Origin of the sequence: Bradyrhizobium sp. R2.2-H, from assembly GCF_004346455.1 — a bacterium.
Taxonomy (GTDB): domain Bacteria; phylum Pseudomonadota; class Alphaproteobacteria; order Rhizobiales; family Xanthobacteraceae; genus Bradyrhizobium; species Bradyrhizobium diversitatis.
In genome coordinates this window covers 145,387-166,611 of record NZ_SMBR01000016.1, presented here as the reverse complement: position 1 = coordinate 166,611, position 21,225 = coordinate 145,387, and the positions used below count along the sequence as shown (strand labels likewise).

At 59.6% G+C, this 21,225-nt stretch carries 17 protein-coding genes; 13 read left to right on the top strand and 4 right to left on the bottom strand.

Annotated features, from left to right (window positions below; genetic code table 11):
- Positions 1–392: 392 nt before the first annotated feature.
- On the top strand, positions 393–1,058 hold the full coding sequence (locus EDE08_RS32415) for a Crp/Fnr family transcriptional regulator (RefSeq protein WP_131873117.1): 666 nt from the start codon (positions 393–395) through the stop codon (positions 1,056–1,058).
- 242 nt (positions 1,059–1,300) lie between these two features.
- On the opposite strand, the gene EDE08_RS32410 is transcribed toward EDE08_RS32415, so the two are convergent.
- Positions 1,301–2,710 carry a glutamate-1-semialdehyde 2,1-aminomutase gene (locus EDE08_RS32410; protein WP_131873119.1) on the bottom strand — a complete coding sequence of 470 codons (1,410 nt, stop codon included), beginning with the start codon at positions 2,708–2,710 and terminating at the stop codon, positions 1,301–1,303.
- A 340-nt stretch (positions 2,711–3,050) separates the two neighbouring features.
- Between EDE08_RS32410 and EDE08_RS32405 the strand changes: the two genes are divergently transcribed.
- The 4 genes from EDE08_RS32405 (at position 3,051) to EDE08_RS32390 (ending at position 6,642) form a co-directional block, all read left to right on the top strand.
- On the top strand, positions 3,051–3,233 hold the full coding sequence (locus EDE08_RS32405) for a hypothetical protein (protein ID WP_061882154.1): 183 nt from the start codon (positions 3,051–3,053) through the stop codon (positions 3,231–3,233).
- Positions 3,234–3,257: 24 nt separating this feature from the next.
- On the top strand, positions 3,258–3,839 hold the full coding sequence (gene rfbC, locus EDE08_RS32400; RefSeq protein ID WP_131873121.1) for a dTDP-4-dehydrorhamnose 3,5-epimerase: 582 nt from the start codon (positions 3,258–3,260) through the stop codon (positions 3,837–3,839).
- A gap of 115 nt (positions 3,840–3,954) precedes the next feature.
- Positions 3,955–5,244, top strand: a complete 1,290-nt coding sequence (locus tag EDE08_RS32395; protein ID WP_061882156.1) for a class I SAM-dependent methyltransferase — start codon at positions 3,955–3,957, stop codon at positions 5,242–5,244.
- Positions 5,245–5,271: 27 nt separating this feature from the next.
- Positions 5,272–6,642, top strand: coding sequence for a DUF4910 domain-containing protein (locus EDE08_RS32390; RefSeq protein WP_131873123.1), 1,371 nt, complete (start codon positions 5,272–5,274; stop codon positions 6,640–6,642).
- A 314-nt stretch (positions 6,643–6,956) separates the two neighbouring features.
- Here EDE08_RS32390 and EDE08_RS32385 read toward each other — a convergent pair whose 3' ends face one another.
- Both EDE08_RS32385 and EDE08_RS32380 read right to left on the bottom strand, forming a co-directional pair.
- Positions 6,957–8,990, bottom strand: coding sequence for an HlyD family type I secretion periplasmic adaptor subunit (locus EDE08_RS32385; protein WP_245524943.1), 2,034 nt, complete (start codon positions 8,988–8,990; stop codon positions 6,957–6,959).
- Positions 8,991–9,059: 69 nt separating this feature from the next.
- Positions 9,060–11,201 (bottom strand): type I secretion system permease/ATPase, encoded by a 2,142-nt coding sequence (locus tag EDE08_RS32380; RefSeq protein WP_131873125.1) that lies wholly within the window; start codon positions 11,199–11,201, stop codon positions 9,060–9,062.
- Positions 11,202–11,547: 346 nt separating this feature from the next.
- On the opposite strand from EDE08_RS32380, the gene EDE08_RS32375 reads away from it, so the two are divergent.
- The 4 genes from EDE08_RS32375 to EDE08_RS32360 all read left to right on the top strand — a co-directional run bounded on the left by EDE08_RS32375 (position 11,548) and on the right by EDE08_RS32360 (position 16,424).
- A complete protein-coding gene (locus EDE08_RS32375; RefSeq protein ID WP_131873127.1) occupies positions 11,548–12,903 on the top strand; it encodes a glycosyltransferase family 4 protein in 1,356 nt (451 codons plus the stop codon).
- Position 12,904: 1 nt separating this feature from the next.
- Positions 12,905–14,038, top strand: a complete 1,134-nt coding sequence (locus tag EDE08_RS32370; protein ID WP_131873129.1) for a radical SAM protein — start codon at positions 12,905–12,907, stop codon at positions 14,036–14,038.
- A gap of 17 nt (positions 14,039–14,055) precedes the next feature.
- Entirely contained in the window at positions 14,056–15,264 is a 1,209-nt protein-coding gene (locus tag EDE08_RS32365; RefSeq protein ID WP_131873131.1) for a glycosyltransferase family 4 protein, read from the top strand.
- Between the two features lie 425 nt (positions 15,265–15,689).
- The gene (locus EDE08_RS32360) at positions 15,690–16,424 is read left to right on the top strand and encodes a hypothetical protein (RefSeq protein WP_131873133.1); all 735 of its coding nucleotides are present in this window, start codon (positions 15,690–15,692) and stop codon (positions 16,422–16,424) included.
- 39 nt (positions 16,425–16,463) lie between these two features.
- Here the strand turns inward: EDE08_RS32360 and EDE08_RS32355 are convergent, their stop codons facing one another.
- Positions 16,464–16,691, bottom strand: coding sequence for a cold-shock protein (locus EDE08_RS32355; RefSeq protein WP_131873135.1), 228 nt, complete (start codon positions 16,689–16,691; stop codon positions 16,464–16,466).
- 930 nt (positions 16,692–17,621) lie between these two features.
- Here EDE08_RS32355 and EDE08_RS38685 point away from each other — a divergent pair.
- The 4 genes from EDE08_RS38685 (at position 17,622) to EDE08_RS32340 (ending at position 21,225) form a co-directional block, all read left to right on the top strand.
- Positions 17,622–17,789: a hypothetical protein gene (locus tag EDE08_RS38685; RefSeq protein ID WP_165936398.1), complete on the top strand. Its 168-nt coding sequence runs from the start codon at positions 17,622–17,624 to the stop codon at positions 17,787–17,789.
- Between the two features lie 222 nt (positions 17,790–18,011).
- Positions 18,012–19,361 (top strand): ABC transporter substrate-binding protein, encoded by a 1,350-nt coding sequence (locus tag EDE08_RS32350; RefSeq protein WP_131873137.1) that lies wholly within the window; start codon positions 18,012–18,014, stop codon positions 19,359–19,361.
- Positions 19,362–19,444: 83 nt separating this feature from the next.
- The gene (locus tag EDE08_RS32345; RefSeq protein WP_131873139.1) at positions 19,445–20,323 is read left to right on the top strand and encodes an ABC transporter permease; all 879 of its coding nucleotides are present in this window, start codon (positions 19,445–19,447) and stop codon (positions 20,321–20,323) included.
- On the top strand, positions 20,320–21,225 hold the full coding sequence (locus EDE08_RS32340) for an ABC transporter permease (RefSeq protein WP_131873141.1): 906 nt from the start codon (positions 20,320–20,322) through the stop codon (positions 21,223–21,225). Before EDE08_RS32345 ends, EDE08_RS32340 begins: the two co-directional genes overlap by 4 nt.

Here is a 21,225-nt window from a genome sequence, read left to right as displayed (position 1 = left end):
ACCGCAAAGCCGCCCGCCCGCTACGGCGCTATTTGGGGGCGCGCGTCCGGGCGGCTTTGCTCTACCGAGCTACACCACTCCCGGGGACACGACCTGTAGAAACCTCGCGTGAGGCTCGTTCTCAAGTGTAACTCTTCCCAAAAATCGACCCAGGGAAGAGCGCTATTGAGTTGGACAAAGGTGGCGCACGCGTGAGCACTTCTTCCGCGAAGTAGCACGAGCTTTTTGCGCCTTTGAATGCCGCATAGGCAGCGCATAGTTTTCTCGACTAACGGACTAGTCCAACCGGCCTATGCGGAACCAATATAATCCTAACGCTTTAGCCTGAATATCCCTCGAATTTAGGACGTCTACACTTCAGGGTATTGGATTACGTGCTGAGGTGATTTCAAATGCTTACAGAATCCACTTTTCTCCAGAACGGAAAACCCCCTTCACACCTTCATGGATCGAACAAACTTCCCGATTTCCGACGCCCGTCTACGTCCTTCGTACCTCGCTGCAGAGCTCTTTTTTGGGAGGGAGAGGAAGAAGCTCAGAAGATCGAGATCGTCGAGGGCGTCGTACGGGCAGTCCGCCTTCTGGAGAACGGAAATCGCCAGATCCTCGCTTTCTACTGGCCCGGCGATGTCGTCATGCCGACCCATTCAACCCATCAGCAGTTTACTGCGGAAGCCGTGACAGATTGTCGCGTCATTCGATCGAGAACTTCCGGAGTTTGCCGGAGCGATGAGCCCTGTGGTGCCCACCAGGTCCTGGCAGATACCCTCACCTTGGTGATGACCATGAGCCAGAAGAATTGTGTGGCGCGCATCGCCTGGCTGTTGCTGCGCATTCGGCCACACTTGCCTCCAGACCCCAAGCGGCCTGGTGCACTCCGACTTCAGTTGCCCCGGGCAGATATCGCAGACCACGTTGGAACGTCGCTCGAAACGGTTTGTCGTACGCTGGCCGAGTTCAAGGCGAAGAAGGTCATCGACCTTCCAAATCGCAAGACGATCAAGTTCACCGATATCGACGGGCTCGCGAGGATTTCCAACGGGCGAGCAGCTGATTAGGGCGTGATGCGATCAGGGTGAATTGTCATCGCGCTTCAGGTTGTTGTTCAAGCATGATCTTTTCGGAAAACCGCTGCGCACTTCTCCGGATCATGCTTTAGACCTGTTCATGTCTCGAGCATCCCGCAGCGAACCGTTCCTTGTGTTCGCGGCGGGGGCTCTGGATGTCGAGGTGATCGGAGTTCGGCTACCCGATACAACCCGCCGGGTGCCGAACTTTGCGCGTACCGGACTTTGATTGACTAGCTGGCCTTCGCTTTCCTTGGACCGCGAGCTTTCGTTCTCGGCGTTCCGGCCGAAGTCGAATTGGCTCGGCGGCGGAACACCGGCGCCACCGGTCGGCCGATCAGATGGGTTTCCGGCCCGTCCTCCAACGCCTTCCGATATACGGCGAATGCGCCATCGATGGCCTCGATGGTTCTGTCGATATCATCGTCGGTGTGCGAATAGCTTGTGACCAGTGAGGGCGCCAGCACGCCACGGCGGATTGTCTCCTGCAGAAACAATGTGCGGAACGTCTGTGACGGCAGTCCGTCACGATCACAACAGGCATAGACCATATTGGACGTCCGGCCGGCGAGCCTGAAATGGCGGGCTAGTCCGCGGCGCTGCGCCGAGCTTTCGATACCGGCCTTCAGGCGACTTCCCTGGCGGTGTAGCGTCTCGATGACCGGTTCGTCCCGATAGGTGTTCATGACCGCCAGGGCTGCCGCCAAAGCGTGGGTCTCGGCACCATGTGTCGTCGAGAGCAGGAAGACGCGATCGCGATCATGGTCGAGACCACCCAGCTCCATGATCTCGCGTCTGCCGAGCAGCGCAGAGATTGCGATGCCGTTGCCCATCGCCTTGCCGAAGGTCGATAGGTCGGCCTCAATTCCATGGTGTCGTTGGGCGGAGCACTCCGGCCATCGGAAGCCCGTGATCATCTCGTCCAATATCAAGAGAGCGCCGTTCCGATGACAGAGTTCACGCAGGCCGGCGAGATATCCCGGCGCCGGCGGGACCTCTCTTTCCGCTTCGAGGATCAGGGCCGCTATCCGACCCGGATGCTGCGCAAAGAGCGCCTCCGCCGAGGACAGGTCATTGTACCGAAATCCCTGTGTCAGCTGCGCCGTGGCCTGGGGGATGCCGGCGTTCATCGGTGTCGTGCAGATCGCCCAGTCGTCGTAGGAGAAGAAGGGGTGATCGGAGCAAACCGCTATCATGTCCCGACCGGTGTAAGCTCGGGCAAGCCGGATTGCAGCCGTCGTGGCCGTCGATCCGTCCTTGGTGAACTTCGCCATGTCGGCGCCGGGGACAAGCGCGATCAGCCGCTCCGCGCATTCGACCTCAAGTGTCGAAGGCCGCGTAAAGTTCGTGCCTCGGGACAGTTGCTCAACTGCTGCTTCCACGACGGCTGGAAAGCCGTGGCCCAGCGACACCGCGCGCAGTCCCATTCCGTATTCGATGAATTCGTTGCCGTCGACGTCCCATACATGGCAGCCCAAGCCTCTCGAGATGAAGCCTGGCGCGAGGAGCGGGTACTGATCGTCGCCCTTCGCGTAGGTATGAGCTCCGCCTGGGATCGCCGCCCGCGCCCGAAGCCGCAGCTCTCCTGACCTTGCGAAGTTGTCGGGGTTCTCTTCGGAGAAAAAACGCGACCGAATGTTCATTATAGAAATCCCTCTCAACGCGTGATTGATGAAGAACGATATTACGCGCCGCCCGCGTCGCATTTGAGGACGCAGGAAGGTTCCCGTATTTGAGGGTTCTCAACTTGCACGCGATCTTTTCAATTGCTGCAGGTGCGTTCGGGCGACGCACAAGAATGCTCAGACCTTCTGGCCGCGCCTGGTTGGGCGGACGCAGCGGCCGGGGAGGGGGCACCACCCACTGCCCACAGCATCGTTTGGATGCCACCGTCGCATAGCCCGCCGTTATTGAGCTTCGTCAGATTTTCGGGCTCCGGCCTGGCTAAGGTCTCGTGAGGTCACGTCACAGATTGAGCGGGCAATGTCTGAATTCGATCAACTCAGGACCGCAAGCTATGCAACTCAGTTCAGGGCCACGAAAGCGGCGAGCCGGGCTCTCGATTGGCCCGTCCTCGGTATCGCGGTTGCGCTGGTCAGCGTCGTTGCGTGGGACCTGGCCCTGCTGTGGCTTGCCGTCAAACTTTGTTGGATCGTGTTCCTATAGCTGCCCAGCAGTCTCATTCATCGCATGATATTTTTCGAAACGATCCTCGCGGGCGCCTACACCGTGGAGATAGACAGGCATCAGGACAGCCGAGGATACTTCGCTCGGGTGTTTTGCGCCGACACGTTCCTGGCGCACGGTCTCAAGCCTGCCGTCGCGCAGGCAAGTATCAGCTACAACGCAAAACGCGGTACCCTGCGGGGTCTGCATTTTCAGTATCCGCCCGCGGCGGAAAACAAGTATGTCCGATGCACCAAGGGGGCGGTGGCCGACGTGATCGTCGACCTGCGGCCGGAATCGCCAACCTACCTGCGACATGTCATCGTCAATCTCTCCGCGGACAATGGCCGCGGGCTCTACATACCGGAACGTTTCGCGCATGGCTTCATCACGCTCACTGACGATACGGAGTTGATCTACCTGATCAGCAACTACTACACGCCGGGCGCGGAGGGCGGGTTGCCGCATGATGATCCGTCGCTTGGGATATCCTGGCCGGCCGAGGTGCGCGTGCTCTCAGATCGTGACAAGGCGTGGAAGCCTCACAGCAACATCGGGGACGAGTTGAAGGCTCGCATGAACATCGCAGTCCACAAGAGGTCGTAGGTGAGGACTCCACGTTCGCAAAAGCCAGACGTGACTTGACGGTCGTCAATTGCCCCGGCCCGACCAACGTTAACGTGTCGGTGACATCACGGATTGCCACGGCAGGAGCCATAGAATGCTGAAGGAAGTGACATCCACCCTCGACGTCAAGGCACCAACTGCGCATGCAACCGAGTCGAGCTGCTGTCGTTTCTGCAGTGCGCCTCTTGAACGTGTGTTTATCGATCTCGGAATGTCTCCGTTGGCAAATTCCTATCTTCGGAACGAGAAGGCCAAGCAGGACGAGCGTTTCTTTCCATTGCGGGCCTACGTCTGCGGCGAGTGCTTTCTTGTCCAGCTCGAGGAATTCGAGGCGCCGGAGAATATCTTCGGAGACTATGCCTACTTCTCATCCTACAGCGATTCATGGCTGCAGCATGTCAAGTCCTACGTCACTCGAGTGATCGACAGGTTCGGTATCGGGGCGAATAGCAAGGTCGTCGAGATCGCAAGCAACGACGGCTACCTGCTGCAGTACTTTGTCGAGGCCGACGTGCCGGTCCTGGGCATCGAGCCGGCTCAGAACGTCGCCGCCGTGGCGCGCGCGAAGGGCATTCCGACGCGTGTGGAATTTTTCGGCGAACGCGCAGCCCGTACCTTGCGACGCGAGGGGCTGCGCGCTGATCTGTTGATTGGAAACAATGTCCTGGCTCACGTGCCGAACCTGAACGACTTCGTCAAAGGCATGAGCCTTCTTCTCGCTGATGCGGGGGTTATCACGATGGAATTCCCCCATCTGATGCGCCTGTTCGACGAGTGTCAGATCGACACCATCTATCACGAGCATTTCTCATACTTCTCCTTCATCGCCGTCGAGAAGATCTTTGCGGCACATGGCCTGACGCTGTTTGACGTCGAAGAGCTGCCGACCCATGGTGGTTCGTTGCGAATCTATGCTCAGCACGCCAACAAGGGATGGCATCCGATCTCCCACCGGGTCCTGGACCTCAGGCGTCGCGAAATCGACGCCGGATATGCCAATCTTGATCACTACGACGCGTTCGAAGAGCGCGCCTTGGAAACCAGGCAAAAGCTTCTGTCGTTTCTTGAAGAGGCAAAGCGACAGGGCAAGCGCGTCGTCGGGTATGGTGCCCCTGCCAAGGGCAACACTCTCTTGAACTACTGCGGCATTACCACGGATCTCATTGAGTATACGGTCGACCGGAACCCGCACAAGCAGGGGTCGTTGCTGCCGGGATCTCACATTCCAATCTTCGAGCCTGAACGCATCAACGTGACGAAGCCGGACTACATACTCATTCTACCCTGGAACCTGAAGCGGGAGATCGTCAGCCAGCTGTCGTTCGCACGCAGTTGGGGTGCTCAGTTCGTGGTGCCGATACCCGAGCCCAGGATCGTGGATTGAACCCATCGGATCCGAGGGAGAGGGCGCATGGATGACATCGCAAGGCATGCAGACCTCGCGGATCTCAGGGAGAGTGACGCGGCCGTCGACCTGTCGGCGGACAAGTCCGGACGTGCACTCCACGAGTTCATTGCAGATATGTATCCCATCTCCCGCAGCATAACGGGAGAGGGGACCCGAAGAACGATCGATCTCATCCGAAATTATATCCCGCTGACCACCTGCGAAGTACCGTCCGGCCTGCAGGTATTTGATTGGACCGTTCCACCGGAGTGGAACGTGCGTGATGCATACGTCAAGAACAGCGCCGGCGAGCGCGTGATCGACTTCAAGAAGTCGAACCTGCACCTTCTTGGCTACAGCGTCCCGGTGAGGGCGCGCATGACGCTCGACCAGCTCAGGCCTCACCTCTACTCGGACCCGGACAAGCCGGACTGGACCCCCTATCGGACAAGCTACTACCAGAAGACCTGGGGCTTCTGTCTTCCGCACAATCAACTATTGGCAATGCCCGACGGCGAATACGAGGTCTGTGTCGATGCGGATCTTGCCGCAGGCCATCTGACCTACGGGGATTTGAGATTGCTCGGCCGTACCTCGGACGAGGTGCTGATCTCCTGCCATATCTGCCATCCGTCGCTCTGCAATGACAACCTGTCCGGGATCGCAGTCGCAACCGCGCTGGCGCAGTACCTGCGGAGGATGGAGCTGAGGTATACGTATCGCTTCGTCTTCATCCCCGGCACGATCGGAGCGATCACCTGGTTGGCGCTCAACGAGGCTCATGTCGGGCGGGTGAAGCACGGATTTGTGCTGACCTGCGCCGGCGATTCCGGCGCGATGACCTACAAAAAGAGCCGCCGCGGCAACGCAGAGATTGATCGAGCCTGGTCCTACGTGCTTGAGCAGAGTGGCGATCCGTACGAAATTCAGGAGTTCTCACCTTACGGCTACGACGAGCGGCAATACTGCTCGCCTGGCTTTAACCTGCCGGTTGGGACCGTGATGCGGACGCCCTTCGGTAGATTCGCGGAGTATCACAGCTCTGCCGATAATCTGGATTTCGTTCGCCCTGCTGCGCTGTACGATACTCTGACGAAGGCGATAGCAGCGATCGATGTCATCGAGAACAACGCCTGCTTTCGGAATGAAAAGCCATTCTGCGAGCCCAAATTGGGCAATTATGGCCTCTACGGTGGATTGGGCGGGCTCGCGGCCGGAGACTTCCAGATGGCGCTGCTGTGGGTCCTGAACATGTCGGACGGCGATCATTCACTGCTCGACATCGCTGAACGATCCAAATTGCCCTGGGAAGTGATAAAGAAAGCGGCCGCCGCGCTGAGCCGGACTGGTCTCATCAAGCAAGCCGAGCCGGGTCTGCCGACAGCTAAAGCGTGACGGGATGCTTGATTGCTGCGTCGACAGCGGCGCACTCCCTCCCCCGCTTGCGCGAGCGGGCTGGGGAGAAGGTGTATCCCGAATGGACAGTCCTCGAGAGGAGCAAGCTCTTTTAGTTTCGTCAGGGCGGGTGGTGTTTCGTCGCCGATGGAGGTCGAGACTGCTGAAGGGGTGACGAGCTGATAGTGTCCGCTGGAAGTCGCTCGCCAGCAGGTCGAACTTGAGCATTTCCGGACCAGCGAGAGAACTCGTGATCCAAAGGGCGGCGGTCATTGCCGGGTTGGCAGCGAGTGAGCTTTCATAGTGCTCACACGCTACCGTTCCCGCAGGCTTTCCTGCTTGTACCGCATGATCGGTGACAAGAGATAGCTGATGACACTGCGCGATCCGGACTTGATCTCGATGGTGGCAGCCATGCCGGGAGAAAGGCTGACACGCTTGTTCTCGATGTTCATGTAACTGCGGTCGAGCGACACCCGCGCCGCGTAGACAAGCTCCTGTCCGATGGGTTCGCTGCTTGTTGTCCCGGCACCGAAAGACTTCGAGTTACTGTTCTCCGGTGGCTTGTTGCGCGGAATGGCATCCTGGGAGATGCTGAGGACCTTGCCATGTAGCAGTCCGTACCGGGTAAAATTGAAGGTATCGATCTTTATGGCGGCGTCCTGGCCCGCCTCGACGAAGCCGATATCCTGATTCGAGATCATTGCCTCGACTTCGAGATTGCTATCGGTTGGAACGATCATCATGATTGGTTGTGCCGGAGTGACCACACCCCCAACCGTGTGAACGGCGAGTTGCTGTACCATGCCGTCGATCGGTGCCGTCAAATTTTGCAGGCCGGTGTGCCGTTCGGCCTTGATGACGTCTTGGCTCAGGCCGGCGGCCTTCTGTTCCGCCTTTGCCAGCTCCTCGAACAATGCGCGTTCGTACTCGGCAACGGTTTTGTTGCGAGTCTCCACCAGGACCGCGATGGCGGCATCCGCTTCGCTGAAGCGGCTTTGCTGAACGAGTATTTCCTGCCGTTGGCCGACCAGCTCCTGGTACTCCGTCAAATACTGCAGCTTGGATCCGAGTTCCTTCTGGTACAGCTGCTCGCGTATCTCGACGCGCTGCTGGAGCGGGCCGATTGTCGCCTTCAGCTTGTCGATCGACGCCTTCGAAGTGGCTCGTTCAGCTTCCCTTTGCGAGATCTGGCGGTCAATCGCGGCAATCTTGGCGGCCTGCTCGGTGTTCTGGCTGACGAGAAAGCGACGATGCATCTCGGTCAGGGCAGGTGTGGTCGACGGTGGCGGGCTAAACGCAGAAGCTGGATCGGTCTTGTTCGACAGCAACGCCGTCAAACGGGCGGCGTCGAGCTGCGCACTCGTCAGGTCGCTCTTGAGGCGGTTCAGTTCTGCGGCCGTCATGGTCGCATCCAGATCGATCAAGCGCTCACCGGCTCTGACGGTTTGGCCATCCTGAACGTAGATTGCTCGCACAACGGCGGTCTCGAATGGCTGGATGGTCTTGGTTCGATCGCTCGGAATGATCTTGCCGGGAGCGATAGCGACAATGTCGATGGTGCCAAGGCTGGCCCAGAGCAAGGCGACGACGAAGCCGGCCGTGATGCTGATGACGATGGTACGTCCAACCGGCGAAGGAGGGCTCTCGACGATTTCGAGCGCTGCCGGGAGGAATGCGAGTGCTTCGCTCGGATGAGCCCCGCGAGAAGGCGTCAGCCCCGCGACGGCACGCCCGAGCTTGCGTGCGTGATCCGCGAATACAATGACGGCGCTCCCGCTGTTCGAGTTCCGGGGAGGCTCCGCCGGCGCGGCTGGCCGCTGCTTGAACATTGCTGGCGCGCGATCGGCAAGAGACGAAAGCATACCGGCCAGTCGTGCCCAGACGATCACGGAGCGTTCCTTTGAACGCCGGATGAACTCCAGGCAGTATCGCGAGAAGCGCAGGAGCGGAACCGCGAGGGCGCGTCGTTGTGCGACCACGACCAGTCGCCCGTCCCAATTCGCCTCGAGATCGTGTCTGGAAATGATGGACGGCCTCTCGGCGCCAGATGTCATCACCACAGCCTCGTGGCCATGCACCCTTCCGAGCAAGAGAAAGCCTCCGCCGCGAATCGGCAGGATGCCGGGTAAGGTCGATGCCGACAGTCCATCCCAATCGGTCAGGACACAGCTTGCAGAAAGATCAAGCTCCCTCGCGTAAGCGAGCATCTCCGGAACATCGATCGGCGCATGATTGAAGCGCTGGCGAATATGGTCGAGGCTGCTGTCGACACCACGCAGTCGGAGCAGGAGGTCGAGCACAAACAACCCCGGATCGTCGAACGTTCTTGCGGTTGTCTGTTTCATGCGGCCTCGTCGATGCTGACGTGAGCTCGACCGTCTCGCCTGTTGGTATCAGCGCTCGCGAAATGCGGACTATGTAAGGTCATGGAAGCCCGACTGCAGGCGGTAAAGCTTTGAATAACGTCCTCCGCTCTTGACCAGCTGCTGATGAGGACCATCCTCGACCAGGCGGCCATCTTCAATCGTGATGATCCGGTCGGCCATTCGTAAGGCCGATAGCCGATGCGCGATGATAAGTACGGTGCGGCCCTGTACGATTTTTGCCATGTTCTGTTGAACGATGTGCTCACTCTCATAGTCGAGTGCGCTGGTCGCCTCGTCAAAGATAAGGATCCGGGGATCCGTCACGAGTGCGCGTGCGATCGCGATGCGCTGACGCTGTCCGCCCGACAGGCTGCTCCCGCGTTCGCCGACCACGGTGTCGTATCCGTTCGGTAGCTGTAGAATGAAATTGTGTGCACCGGCCATCGTGGCGGCTTCAATTACACGCTCGGTCGATGTCCCGGGATCTGCGAAAGCGATATTTTCCCTGATCGAACAGTTGAAGAGGACGCTGTCCTGGAGAACGACACCGATCTGTCGGCGCAACCAGGCGGGGTCGACCTGAGTCACGTCGATCCCGTCGACCAGAACCCGGCCTCGCTCCGGGATATACAGGCGCTGCACCAGTTTGGCCAAGGTGCTCTTTCCCGATCCCGAGGAGCCCACTATTCCAAGGACCTGCCTTGCCGGAATGTGCAGCTGCACATCCCGAAGGATCTCCGGCCCATCGATGCGGTAGCGAAAGGTCACCTGTTCGAACGCAATGTCGCCTCGGATGGTACTCAGGGCCATTTTTCCGGGGCTGTAAACCGGTTCCGGCTCTGTATTCAGGATGTCGCCGAGGCGCGCGATCGAGAGCCTGGCTTGGTGAAAATCCTGCCAAGTCTGGGCCAATCGAAGGACCGGAGCGCTGATGCGACCGGAGATCAGATTGAAAGCAACCAGCTCGCCGACGGTAAGATCGCCGGCCATGACGAACCGGGCACCGAAATAGAGGATGGCCACGCTGACCAGCTTGTTCACGAGTTGGACCGATTGGCTGGATACGTTCGCCAGGCTGATGACACGAAAGCTCGCCGCGACGTACCCGGCCAGTTGTTGCTCCCAGCGGCGTTGCATCTGAGGCTCAACGGCCATCGCCTTGAGCGTTTCCATGGCGGTGACGCTCTCAACGAGAAACGCCTGGTTTTCCGCGCCCAGCTGAAATTTTTCGTCGAGCCGTCGCTGAAACAAGGGCGTCGCTCCGGCAGAAATCGCGACATAGACCGGAAGCGAGGCGAGAACGATCAAGGCTAGCGTCGGTGAGTAGAAGACCAGAACAGCAATGAAGACAACCGAAAAGGACAGGTCGATGATCAAGGTCAGAGCCGAGCTCGTCAGGAAATTGCGGATATTTTCGAGTTCCCTGACCCGCGCGACGGAGTCACCCACCCGCCGCGCCTGGAAGTAGCCGATCGGCAACGCCAACAGGTGACGGAACAGCCGAGCGCCGAGTTCGACATCGATGCGGTTGGTCGTATGAGAGAAAAGGTAGGTACGCAGAATCCCAAGGATCGTTTCGAACAACGCGGTCGCTAAGAGGCCGATCGCGAGTACGTCCAGCGTGCTCATGCTGCGATGCACGAGAACCTTGTCGATAACCACCTGGAAGAAGAGCGGTGATACGAGGGCAAACAGCTGAAGGCAGAACGATGCCGCAAGGACTTCGAGGAGCAATCGTCGGTATTTTCGAATTGCGCCGAGAAACCACGTTATGTCGAAACGCCGCGCAAGATCGGAAAGAGAAGCTCGACGCGTCATCAGAATGACCGCGCCGTCCCAGATGGCTTCGAGTTCCATCCGCGACATCATGACCGGTTGTGGGCGACCCGGCTCCAGCGCGATGACCCGCTCGTCGGTAGCCTTTCCGAAGATGAGAAATCTGTCCTCACGAAGGATGGCGAGCGCGGGCATCGGTAGACGGGTAAGCCTAGACCAATTGGTCCTGACGACGCGGGCCTTCAACCCAAGCTCCTTCGCGCAGCGGAGAATCTCGGCGGCTCTGATAATAGTCCCGAATTGATGACGGATGCGCTCGGGATCCACGGCATGGCCGTTAAATCGGAGCATCATGACCAACGCGATCAACCCCTGATCGGGGGTTGCGCCAGTTGGCTCAAGGTGCTCGGGCATCCTCGCTCCGCATTGTATCGCGCAGTTGCGCTCCGGCAGTCACGGTGCAGTTCTCGCTGATTATGAAGATATGTCGTTTCGACGCTCGAGCGCGTCCTAGACGCAGCCGGTATCCGCAGAATTGGGCAGCATTCCGACTCGAAAAGGGCCTTCTCCATCCTAGGCCACGCACCGGTACCAAGTTGACGGCCGTCAATACCGGCGCATAGCGGCCGCCTATCATTCTGCTGATGGTTGTAGTTGCGACGAGATCAGCCTTGCACCGCTCGACCGAACACCATTCTGCAGGCGCTGGTGTCCGCCTTGCAGCGCGCCCTGTTTCGATCTCCAAACGAGGACCGCGGCGATGACGGAGCCTTCGTTCGATCTCACCGGCGATGTCGCGGTTTCGGTGGCGCGCTCAAGGCTGGGTCCAGAGACAGAAGTTCCGTCCTGGAGACGAGAACGGCCTGACGGATCGGGTCGACGCGCTCTGAAAGTGCTGTTTGCAAACAAGTTCTTCTTTCGTAACGGCGGCTCCGAAGTCGTGATGTTCGACGAGATGGAGTTGATGCGCAGGCGGAATGTCGACGTCATCGAGTTCTCCATGAATGACGATCGAAACATTCCATCACGCTTCCAATCGTATTTCGTTTCGCAGAAGTCGTATCGCGCATCATCCAGGCGCGAAAAGCTGAGATCGGCGCTGTCCTTCATTCATTCATCCGAAGCTGTCTCGCAGATCAGGCGCCTCATCCGAGATCAGAAGCCGGATGTACTGCACTGTCACAACATCTATCACCAGCTGACCCCCTCGATCGTCACGGCGGCCGCGGATATGGGGGTTCCCGTCGTTCTCACACTTCACGACTACAAGCCGGTATGCCCGGTGTACACACAGCTCAGCAACGGGCAGGTGTGTACGAGATGCGGGGAGGGCGCGTTCGAGACGATTCTCGCGCGCCGCTGCGCCGACGGTTCTCTTGGGCGCAGCGCTCTGCTTTGGGCGGAGGCGCGCTATCACGCGCTGCTCGGAAGCTATCATCGCGTCGAAAAATTCATTGCGCCGAGCAGGTTCATGTATGAAGCCATCGTGCGCAGGTTCGGTGCGGCCAAGGTGGTTCATATTCCGAATGGAATAGATGCATCGGGTGTCGATACGTCCGTCGGCGACGATGAATACGCACTGTATCTTGGTCGCTTGTCACCCGAGAAAGGCGTCGAGGATCTCCTTAAAGCCCATGCCGCAGCTCAAGGCGCCTGGCGCTTGGTGATCGCCGGCACTGGACCGCTCCTTGATGAGTTTCGGCGGAAGTACCCGGCGGTAGAGTTCAGGGGGCACCTTACGGGCAGCGACCTTGAACGAACGATCAGCGAAGCCGGGGTGATCGTGGTGCCTTCAATCTGGCACGAGAACAGCCCGCTCTCGATCCTCGAGGCGATGGCGCACGGTAAGCCGATCGTTGCGTCGCGCATCGGCGGAATTCCCGAGATGGTCAGGGAAGGGACGACAGGTCTGCTGTTCGACCCCGGCAATGCGTCTCAACTCGCCGAAAAAGTCAGAGATCTTCTGCTCGATCGCAGCCGGCGCGAAGCGTTCGGTCGCAACGCACGAAGAATCGTCGAGGACGAGTACTCGCTCGAGGATCATGGCTCGGCATTGTTCTCGTTGTACGAGAATCTGATTGCAACAGCTGGCTTACATAGGAAAGTTGGATCATAAAATGGACCTTACCGTCATTTCCACGTTCCGCTGCAACTCCAAGTGTCAGATGTGCTACATCTGGCAGAATCCAACCGAGCCGAAGGAAGAGGTGTCGCTGGCCACGCTGTCGAAGCTTCCGTCAGGCTTCGACAATTTGAACGTGTCGGGTGGAGAGCCGACGCTTCGCAAGGACCTCGGAGAGATCATCGATCTTCTCTATCCGAAGGCAAGAGTGACGGAGATATCGTCGAACGGGCTGCATCCCGAGCGCCTCGTTCCGATCATCAAGAAACATCCCAACATCAAGGTACGCTTCTCGCTCGAGGGTGATCAGGAGACGAGCGACAGAATTCGCGGCGAGAAGGACGGTTACTACACCAAGATCGCCGGGCTTCGTATGCTGCGCGAGGCAGGGGGCACCGACCTCGGCTTCGCCATGGTCATCCAGGACGAGAACGTCGATCAGCTCGTCAACGTCTACGAGTTCGCTCGCAAGGAGGGATTCGAGCTGGCGACGTCGACGCTCCACAATGCGTGGCAGTTCTACAAGAACGACAATTACTTCTACGACCGGAAGGCAGTCGCCCGGAAGGTCGAGGGGCTCATCTCGGCGATGCTCCGTAGTCCGAAGCCAAAGAACTGGTTTCGGGCCTACCTGAACCTTGGCCTGATCGAGAAGATCCTCGGTCATGACCGGCTGATCCCATGCAGCGCAGGCAAGGATTTCGCTTTCATCGACCCATGGTCGGACGTCTGGGCCTGCAACGTCCGCTCGGATCTGCCGATGGGAAATCTTGCGCGGGAGTCATGGGACGAGATCATGAACAGCGAGGTCGCTCAGCAGACACGCAAGAAGGTCGCGGGCTGTGGACAGAACTGCTGGATGGTGACCACCGCGCGGACCGCGATGCGATCCAACCTGGTCCCTCAGCTTCCGAAGAGCGATCCGCTGCTGTGGGTCCTCAAGAACAAGCTCAAGGTCTCGATGGGCAAGAGCATATGCTTTGATAGTTACATCAACTATTCCGACGTGCGCCCGTCGCCGCACGTCGAGCGAACGTCGTTCCTGAACAAGACCGTCAAGGCCCGGCTGGTCAAGGGCCGCGTGACGCCGGACGAGCATTACCCGTTGCGTACCTTTATGAACAATTAGATTGGAAGGAAGTCCAGATGAGCAGGCGTGAGATCTACATGTTCGGCTTCCGTGGCTTCCCTCAAATTCAGGGTGGTATCGAGACACACGCAGAGAATCTCGCACCAAGGGTGGTGGAGCTCGGCAGACGGGTTACCGTCTGCATGCGGTCGCCCTATGTTGCGTCGGATGTTCCCAAGGTGTGGAGGGGCGTGCGGGTCCTGCGGCTGTGGACTCTGAGCAACAAGTACCTCGAGACTCTGCTCCATTCCGTGGTCTGCGCCATTGTTGCAATGGTGCGGCGTCCGGCATTGGTCCATATCCATGGCATAGGTCCTGCGATCGTAACGCCATTGCTTCGTGCCGTCGGGCTGCGGGTCGTCGTCACGCATCATGGCGAGGACTACAACAGAGAGAAATGGGGCTGGGCGGCGCGCACGGTGCTGAGGACCGGCGAAGCTCTCGGAATGCGCTACGCCAGCAAGCGCATCGCGGTCAGCCGCAGCATCGGCGACCTCGTCATGTCCAAATACGGCAAACCCTGCGAGGTGGTGCCGAATGGCGTGGTGTTCTCGGACATGCCGCAGCAAAGCGAGAAGGTGGTCGAGCTGGGATTGGAGCCGGGACGATACGTATTGACGGTCGGCCGGCTCGTTCCCGAGAAGCGACAGCTCGATCTGTTGCGCGCATTCCTGGCGACGGCGCTGCCCGGATGGAAGCTCGCCATAGTTGGAAAGATCGACCACCGGAACGAGTACGCGGATCAGCTGGCTAGAGAAGCGGAAGGCCACCAGAACGTCGTCATGGCCGGGTTCCAGACCGGCGACGGCTTGCGACAACTCTACGCCCACGCCGCGCTGTTCGTCCTGCCGTCGTCGCATGAGGGGCTGCCGATCGTGCTGCTTGAAGCGCTCAGCTATGGATTGCCGGTGCTGGTAAGTGATATCGCACCCAACCTGGAGGTGGTTGCCGATCCCGAGCACATCTTCCATGTCGGTGATTGCGAGGAATTGGGTGCGAAGCTGCAGGCGCTGACGAAGACGCGTCCGAGCGCAACCGAGCGCGAAATCGTGCGCCGCGAGAGCGCCGTGCGGTACGATTGGTCCGATATCGCATTGCGCACGCTGGAGATCTACGATGACCTGCTCGGCCGCAAGCGGCAGCAGGGCAATCTGTCGCGCGCTGGCTGGGCCAGCAGCAGCGCAAGGTCGCGACAATCGGTATACGGCAGGCCCGCCAACAATTGAGCTCCCGCCAGCGGCCTCTCCGGCAAAGTCTGGCAGCATACTGGTGCGCGCCTTGCGTGATCCGGCTGACGTGACGCCGCGGCGGGGCTGGCGGCGCAGAGGATTGTGGCGGCTGCTCGGAGCCTGATTTCAGGTCGGGCGGCCTCGTTCTCAGCGCTGAGATCCCCGGCCTTTGTTATCGCCCCCAACTTTTGGCGATAGTTGCCGGTCGCGATCGATGGGCGGGCGTCCAAAGTCCGCTGCCCGCGATCGAAATCGTGGCGAGCCACCAGGTCTGCGACCGGATCCGATCGCTCGACCGGCCGCCGGCACGGGCTGGCTTTCTTCCATTGCCCAAATAATAGACATAGATTGGGGCTTCCGAAAGCCGTTGGACCCTGAGAGGCTCCGCGTTGGGGATTCGCAGGCCCGATGATGCTGGCCAGGTGTCGAAGCGCCGGGCGTTGCTGGAATATGTGAAAATGAACAGGGTGGATGGGCTAACGCCCGGTGAGATTGACGAGCGGATCGTTTCGATCATCGAACTGGCCGGTGAAGAGCTGATGCGCCAGTCCGATCCTTCGTTCGAGTTCGTGCCCGAGCGGATGAGAGGGGGGATATTGACCGTTCATCAGCGCCTGAAAGCGGAGCTTGCAGCGCTGCTCAATCTGCGGACCGTATACGGCGATCTGATCGTTTGTCGCGTTGTTGCCGGCGACTATCCCTGGATCCACAACCAGTTGTCGCCGTATCAACATTTGAGGCTCGCGTGGCTTCAGTTGACGCAGCTGAGCAGCATGTTCGATCGTTCATGGACCGAGCTTGATCGCCTTCACAACGAGACGATAGAGTTGCTTTCCATCGACGTCGAAAGGGACGTTGCTGATGGCTCTCCTCAAGCGGTTGAGCGGAGCGCGCAGGCAGATCGCTGGTTCGAAGTCATGCCGCAACCTGGAGCATCAGCGTCGGCGACCATGAGGATTGCAAGCGAGTTGTCGACTGACGTAGTCGTTGCGGAGTATTGCGACGCTGCGCGGCGCGATCTCTTGGAACAGATCGACGCGACCATACGAATCGTTGGTTCCAGCATTGCTTGTTTCTTGTCGCGCCACGGGGCCGAGCTGGTCGACCTCATCGGTCGTTACAACGACATGATCGAGAACATCCAGCTCCAGAAGTGACGCGAAGAGCTCGGACGATCGATAATACGAAAGCTCCATTCATCCGTCAGATTTGGCTTCATGGGGTCCGACTCGCAGGCGACTGGCCGTTACCTTGTCCGCAACGGAAACGAGTTCGTAGCTCACTCTTTGTCCTTCGATGAGCGTTGACAGTCCAGCTTCTTCGACGGCTGACATATGAACGAATATGTCCTTGCCTCCGCCGTCGGGCCTTATGAAGCCGTAGCCCTTGAACTTGTTGAACCAGACTACGAATCCGTTAGCCATACGTCGAGCCTAGACCTCTGCTTGCGTCAACCGCTGCTACGCCTTAGTCGGGGGAGGGGTGAGCTTCGTTCATCCAGATTGAGCCGGTGCTGCAGAATGCCGCGCACAACCGGAACTCTGCGCTGAAATCGTTTCCTCACATTCTCAATATGCGGCGTCCTGCCGTGCGAATATCCCGCGTCGATGCGCAGCGCGCCTTCTGGTTTGCCTACGTTGTAGGCGCAAGCGCCTCAATACATTGCGTCGGCCGATGAACCCAAAGGGCTACCCCGCATCTCGCTCTTGGATGCAAACTCATTGAAAATTGATTGCGTTCCAATAGGTCAGGTAAATTCAAAAGAGAATATGGAGGGCCTCTCAGCACACCTCACCGGGGCAACCGGCGGGGCGAGGGCGGTCCGCAACTGTGCGCGTGAGGGAAGACGTCAATCAGCGGCGAACATTGAAACAGAAATCAGCTCATGAGATGAAGAGATCGGAGCGAAAGCTTCAGCCTGCTGGCAATTTTTCTCACCGCTTGTGGCGTTCGTCCAAGTCGTCGTGAGACAGCGTGCAAGCTCTTCCCTTCCAAAATGAGCAACCGGACCTGCTCGATTTCGTGATGGCTCCATGGCGGAGCTAGCTTCTGCTTGTTGGTCTGCAGGGACGACACTGTCTCGCTCCTTTTCAGGCGGTTGAGAGGGCCTCTGCCGAAGGGGCAGCGCAGCAGATCTAGGTTGCGCAACTCCTCGCGGCTGCGTCTTTGCTGTTTGCTCCGGCGGCCCAGGACGTGCTCTCGCACGATCCCCGATGCTCCCGGACTGCCTTGCACGAAGGAAGCTATCGGAACAAGGCAGTGCGGAATCTGATCACCGTCAAGTTGCAGGATGGCCGCCGGCGTCGATGGCCTCCCCACCTTGTTCCACGTGCGATGATGGCGCTGCGAGGGCAATGTCGACTTCACGATGGGCGAGAGCGGCAAGCGTCGACGGTGCAGACGAATTCGTATCGACGCATCTTGCGCTGCTCGCCGCGAGTGCGCTCGCCTTCAAGCAGATGAATCCGGTGGTGGCGACGATCACTCGCGCGCTGAAGGATATGGATGGTCCCGCGAGATGACAGCCGAACGGGCTCGACGCGGTATAGCTGCCTGCCGCCTTCGTAAGCTGCGTGCTGGAATGAAATGCAGAGAGTTGAGCCATTAGGCGCGCTTATGTCGCGAATATTTACTTCCAATTTTACTTCGCGAAATCCCGTCAATAGCCTCAAGCGCAATTGATCACATCCGCAGGGATCGCTGAAGATCGTTGCGGCCGCTCATCGTAACCAACGAGGGTTGCCATGCTTGACAGGGACAAGGGGAATGTTGGTGCCAACCAAGCCGAAGCGGAGCCGGCGGAAGTAAGAAAACTGAGCCGCCGCAGGCTGTTGAAGAGTGCTGCAGCGGTCGCAGGCGCGGCCGTCGGCTCGGACGCGATCCGCGGCTTCCCGACCATCTGGGCGCAGGAGATCAAGGACATCGAGCTCCGCCACGTCGGCGTCTCCTATTCGGTGGTGAAGGCGATCGGCGACCAGGCCGCCAAGGATCTCGGCTTCAAGGTGACGATGCAGAACCTCGATACCTCCGCCGCCATCAACCGCTTCATAAGCCAGCCTAATACGGTCGACATCGCCGACGTCGAAGGCTGGCAGGCCAAGCTCGCCGCCAAGCGCGGCGTGATCCAGGGCATTCAGGTCAAGAAGATCAAGGAGTTCGACAACATCCTGCCGATCTTCACCAAGGGTGAGATCGACGGCCACAAGATCCCGCGCCAGGGCATCTCGCCCTATGAGGCCATGTACGTCGCCAAGCCCGATTCCACCGATCTGCACGACGGCGTCACCGAGTGGGCGACCTTCCTGCCGCAAGTCTACAACGCCGATTCCATCGGCTATCGTCCCGACCTCGTCGGCCACGAGGTGACCGAGTGGAAGGACCTGATCGATCCCAAGTTCAAGGGCAAGGCCGCGATCCTCGACGTGCCCGCGATCGGCATCATGGACGCAGCGCTCTGCTTCGAAAGTGCCGGCCTGATCAAGTACGGCAACAAGGGCAACATGACCAAGGGGGAGATCGACTTCACCTGCAACAAGCTGATCGAGCTGAAGAAGCAGGGCCAGTTCCGTGCGACCTGGACCACCTTCGACCAGTCGGTGCAGCTCATGGCTGCGGGGGAAGTGGTCATCCAGTCGATGTGGTCGCCGGCGGTCGCGGCGGTGCGCGTGAAGGAGATTCCCTGCGTCTACGCGCCGGTCAACGTCAAGAACGGCAAGGAAGGCTATCGGGGTTGGTGCAACGGCATGGGCCTGATGAAGCATCTCTCCGGCAAGAAGCTCGATGCGGCCTATGAATATCTCAACTGGTACCTGTCGGGTTGGCAGGGCGGCTTCGTCGCGCGCTACGGCTATTACAGCCCGGTGCCCTCGACCGCGAAGAAATTCCTGACACCGGCCGAATGGGCGTTCTGGTACGAGGGGCAGCCGGCGCCGGAGGTGGTCAACGATCCCTACGGCGTGCCGATGGAGAAGGCCGGCACCAAGCGTGACGGCGGCTCGTTCCTCGATCGCGTCAAGAACATCTCCTGCTGGAACACGCTGATGGACGAGGCGGCGTACATGAACAAGCGCTGGAACGACTTCAAGGTGGCCTGAAACCTGCTTTCCCTGACCTGAAGCGATGCACCGGCGCCGTCACGCGCCGGTGCGAGAAGACCGACTTCGAGGCGTTTGCCGCTATGCAGTCCAGTCAAACTCCGCCACGCGCAAATCTCGCCGGCTGGCTCTATGTCGCGCCGCTGGTCCTGGTGCTCGTGCCGTTCTTCGTGGCGCCGATTCTGGTGGTGCTGGCGGCGAGCTTCTTCGCCACCGACGGCTTTGGCGGGCTGACGCCGGGCTTCACGCTGGCAAGCTACGTCGAGGTCCTGCATTCGGCGCTGACGCTGAAGCTGTATCTGGCGACGATCAAGTTCACGGTCCTGACCTGGATCTTCACGTTGATCATCGGCTTCTTCGTCGCTTACTTCCTGGTGTTCCACGTCCGCAACCAACTGCTCGCGATCGGCCTGTTTCTCTTGTGCACAGTGCCGTTCTGGACCTCGAACATCATTCGGATGATTTCCTGGATTCCGCTCCTGGGCAAGGAAGGCCTGATCAACCAGGCGCTGCTTGGAATGGGCGTGATCCGTCAGCCGCTCGAGGTGCTGCTGTTCTCCGATCTCGCGGTGGTCATCGCCTATGTCCATCAGCTCACGATCTTCATGATCGTGCCGATCTTCAATTCCATGGCGCGGATCGACAAGAAGCTGATCGAGGCCGCGATCGACGCCGGCGCCAGCCGTTTCGACATCATGCGCCTGGTCGTGGTGCCGATGTCCAAGAGCGGCATCGCGCTCGGCACCATCTTCGTGGTCTCGATCGTGATGGGCGACTTCTTCGTGGTCAAGGTGATGTCCGGCGGCGGATCGGCGTCGGTGGTCAGCGCCTTCTACGAGGACGTCGGCGTGCTGCAATATCCGACCGCGGCGGCCAGTGCCGTGCTGCTGACGCTCGTGCTGGTTGCGATCGTCTCGCTGATCCTCCGCACCGTGGATATCCGGCAGGAGATCACGCGATGAGCGCGGTTCTCGCCGACATGCCAAAGTCCGACGTGTCGAAGACGGTCGCGCCCGCGACGACCAAGGCGATCGCGCCGAGCAAGGGCGGCCGGCCCTGGACGTTCTACGTGCTGGCGACGCTGTTTGCCTTCTATGTCATCGCGCTCTACGGCCCGATGTTCTGCATCTACATCCTGTCGTTCCAGGACATCCGTGGCGGACTTGTGTTTCCGATGAAGGGTCATTCGCTGCACTGGTTCGTCGACCTCTTCACGCAGGTGCGGACCGGCGACGTCAAGGGGTCTTTCGACCGCTCGATCAGGCTTGCGGTCATCGTCACCGTCATCACTGTGGTGGTCTCGTTCCTCGCCGGCCTCGGCTTTCGCAAGCGATTTCGCGGCGACACCTTTGTCTTCTACATGATGATCGGCAGCCTGGTCGCGCCCGGCCTCGTGCTCGGTCTCGGGACGGGACTTTTGTTCCAGGCGCTCGGGCTGAATGCGAGCTGGTACACGTCGGCACTGGGCGCGCAGCTGTCCTGGACGTTGCCGTTCGGCGTGCTCGTGATGTTCGCGGTGATGTCGCGCTTCAACCACGTCTGGGAGGAGGCGGCGTACGATCTCGGCGCCAGCCGTTGGCAGTCGATCCGGCTGGTGATGATCCCCGTGCTGGCGCCCGGTCTCGTCGCGGTTGCGCTGTTCGGCTTCACGCTGTCCTACGACGAGTTTGCGCGCAGCCTGCAGACGGCAGGCTCGCTGAACACGCTGCCGCTGGAAATCTGGAGCATGACTCTGAACGTCACCTCGCCCTCGCTCTACGCGCTCGGCACGGTGACCACCATCGTCTCCTTCGTCGTCATCGGTGCGAGCCTCGGCACCATCGTGCTGATCCAGAAGAGGCGCGGCAGCGCGACAAAGGGTTAG

Coding starts and splice junctions, on each gene's coding strand:
- EDE08_RS32340 (WP_131873141.1), top strand. CDS start 20,320: ATGAGCGCGGTTCTCGCCGACATGCCAAAGTCCGACGTGTCGAAGACG.
- rfbC (WP_131873121.1), top strand. CDS start 3,258: ATGATATTTTTCGAAACGATCCTCGCGGGCGCCTACACCGTGGAGATA.
- EDE08_RS32395 (WP_061882156.1), top strand. CDS start 3,955: ATGCTGAAGGAAGTGACATCCACCCTCGACGTCAAGGCACCAACTGCG.
- EDE08_RS32405 (WP_061882154.1), top strand. CDS start 3,051: ATGTCTGAATTCGATCAACTCAGGACCGCAAGCTATGCAACTCAGTTC.
- EDE08_RS32365 (WP_131873131.1), top strand. CDS start 14,056: ATGAGCAGGCGTGAGATCTACATGTTCGGCTTCCGTGGCTTCCCTCAA.
- EDE08_RS38685 (WP_165936398.1), top strand. CDS start 17,622: ATGTCGACTTCACGATGGGCGAGAGCGGCAAGCGTCGACGGTGCAGAC.
- EDE08_RS32370 (WP_131873129.1), top strand. CDS start 12,905: ATGGACCTTACCGTCATTTCCACGTTCCGCTGCAACTCCAAGTGTCAG.
- EDE08_RS32345 (WP_131873139.1), top strand. CDS start 19,445: ATGCAGTCCAGTCAAACTCCGCCACGCGCAAATCTCGCCGGCTGGCTC.
- EDE08_RS32415 (WP_131873117.1), top strand. CDS start 393: ATGCTTACAGAATCCACTTTTCTCCAGAACGGAAAACCCCCTTCACAC.
- EDE08_RS32410 (WP_131873119.1), bottom strand. CDS start 2,710: ATGAACATTCGGTCGCGTTTTTTCTCCGAAGAGAACCCCGACAACTTC.
- EDE08_RS32390 (WP_131873123.1), top strand. CDS start 5,272: ATGGATGACATCGCAAGGCATGCAGACCTCGCGGATCTCAGGGAGAGT.
- EDE08_RS32375 (WP_131873127.1), top strand. CDS start 11,548: ATGACGGAGCCTTCGTTCGATCTCACCGGCGATGTCGCGGTTTCGGTG.
- EDE08_RS32380 (WP_131873125.1), bottom strand. CDS start 11,201: ATGCCCGAGCACCTTGAGCCAACTGGCGCAACCCCCGATCAGGGGTTG.
- EDE08_RS32385 (WP_245524943.1), bottom strand. CDS start 8,990: ATGAAACAGACAACCGCAAGAACGTTCGACGATCCGGGGTTGTTTGTG.
- EDE08_RS32350 (WP_131873137.1), top strand. CDS start 18,012: ATGCTTGACAGGGACAAGGGGAATGTTGGTGCCAACCAAGCCGAAGCG.
- EDE08_RS32355 (WP_131873135.1), bottom strand. CDS start 16,691: ATGGCTAACGGATTCGTAGTCTGGTTCAACAAGTTCAAGGGCTACGGC.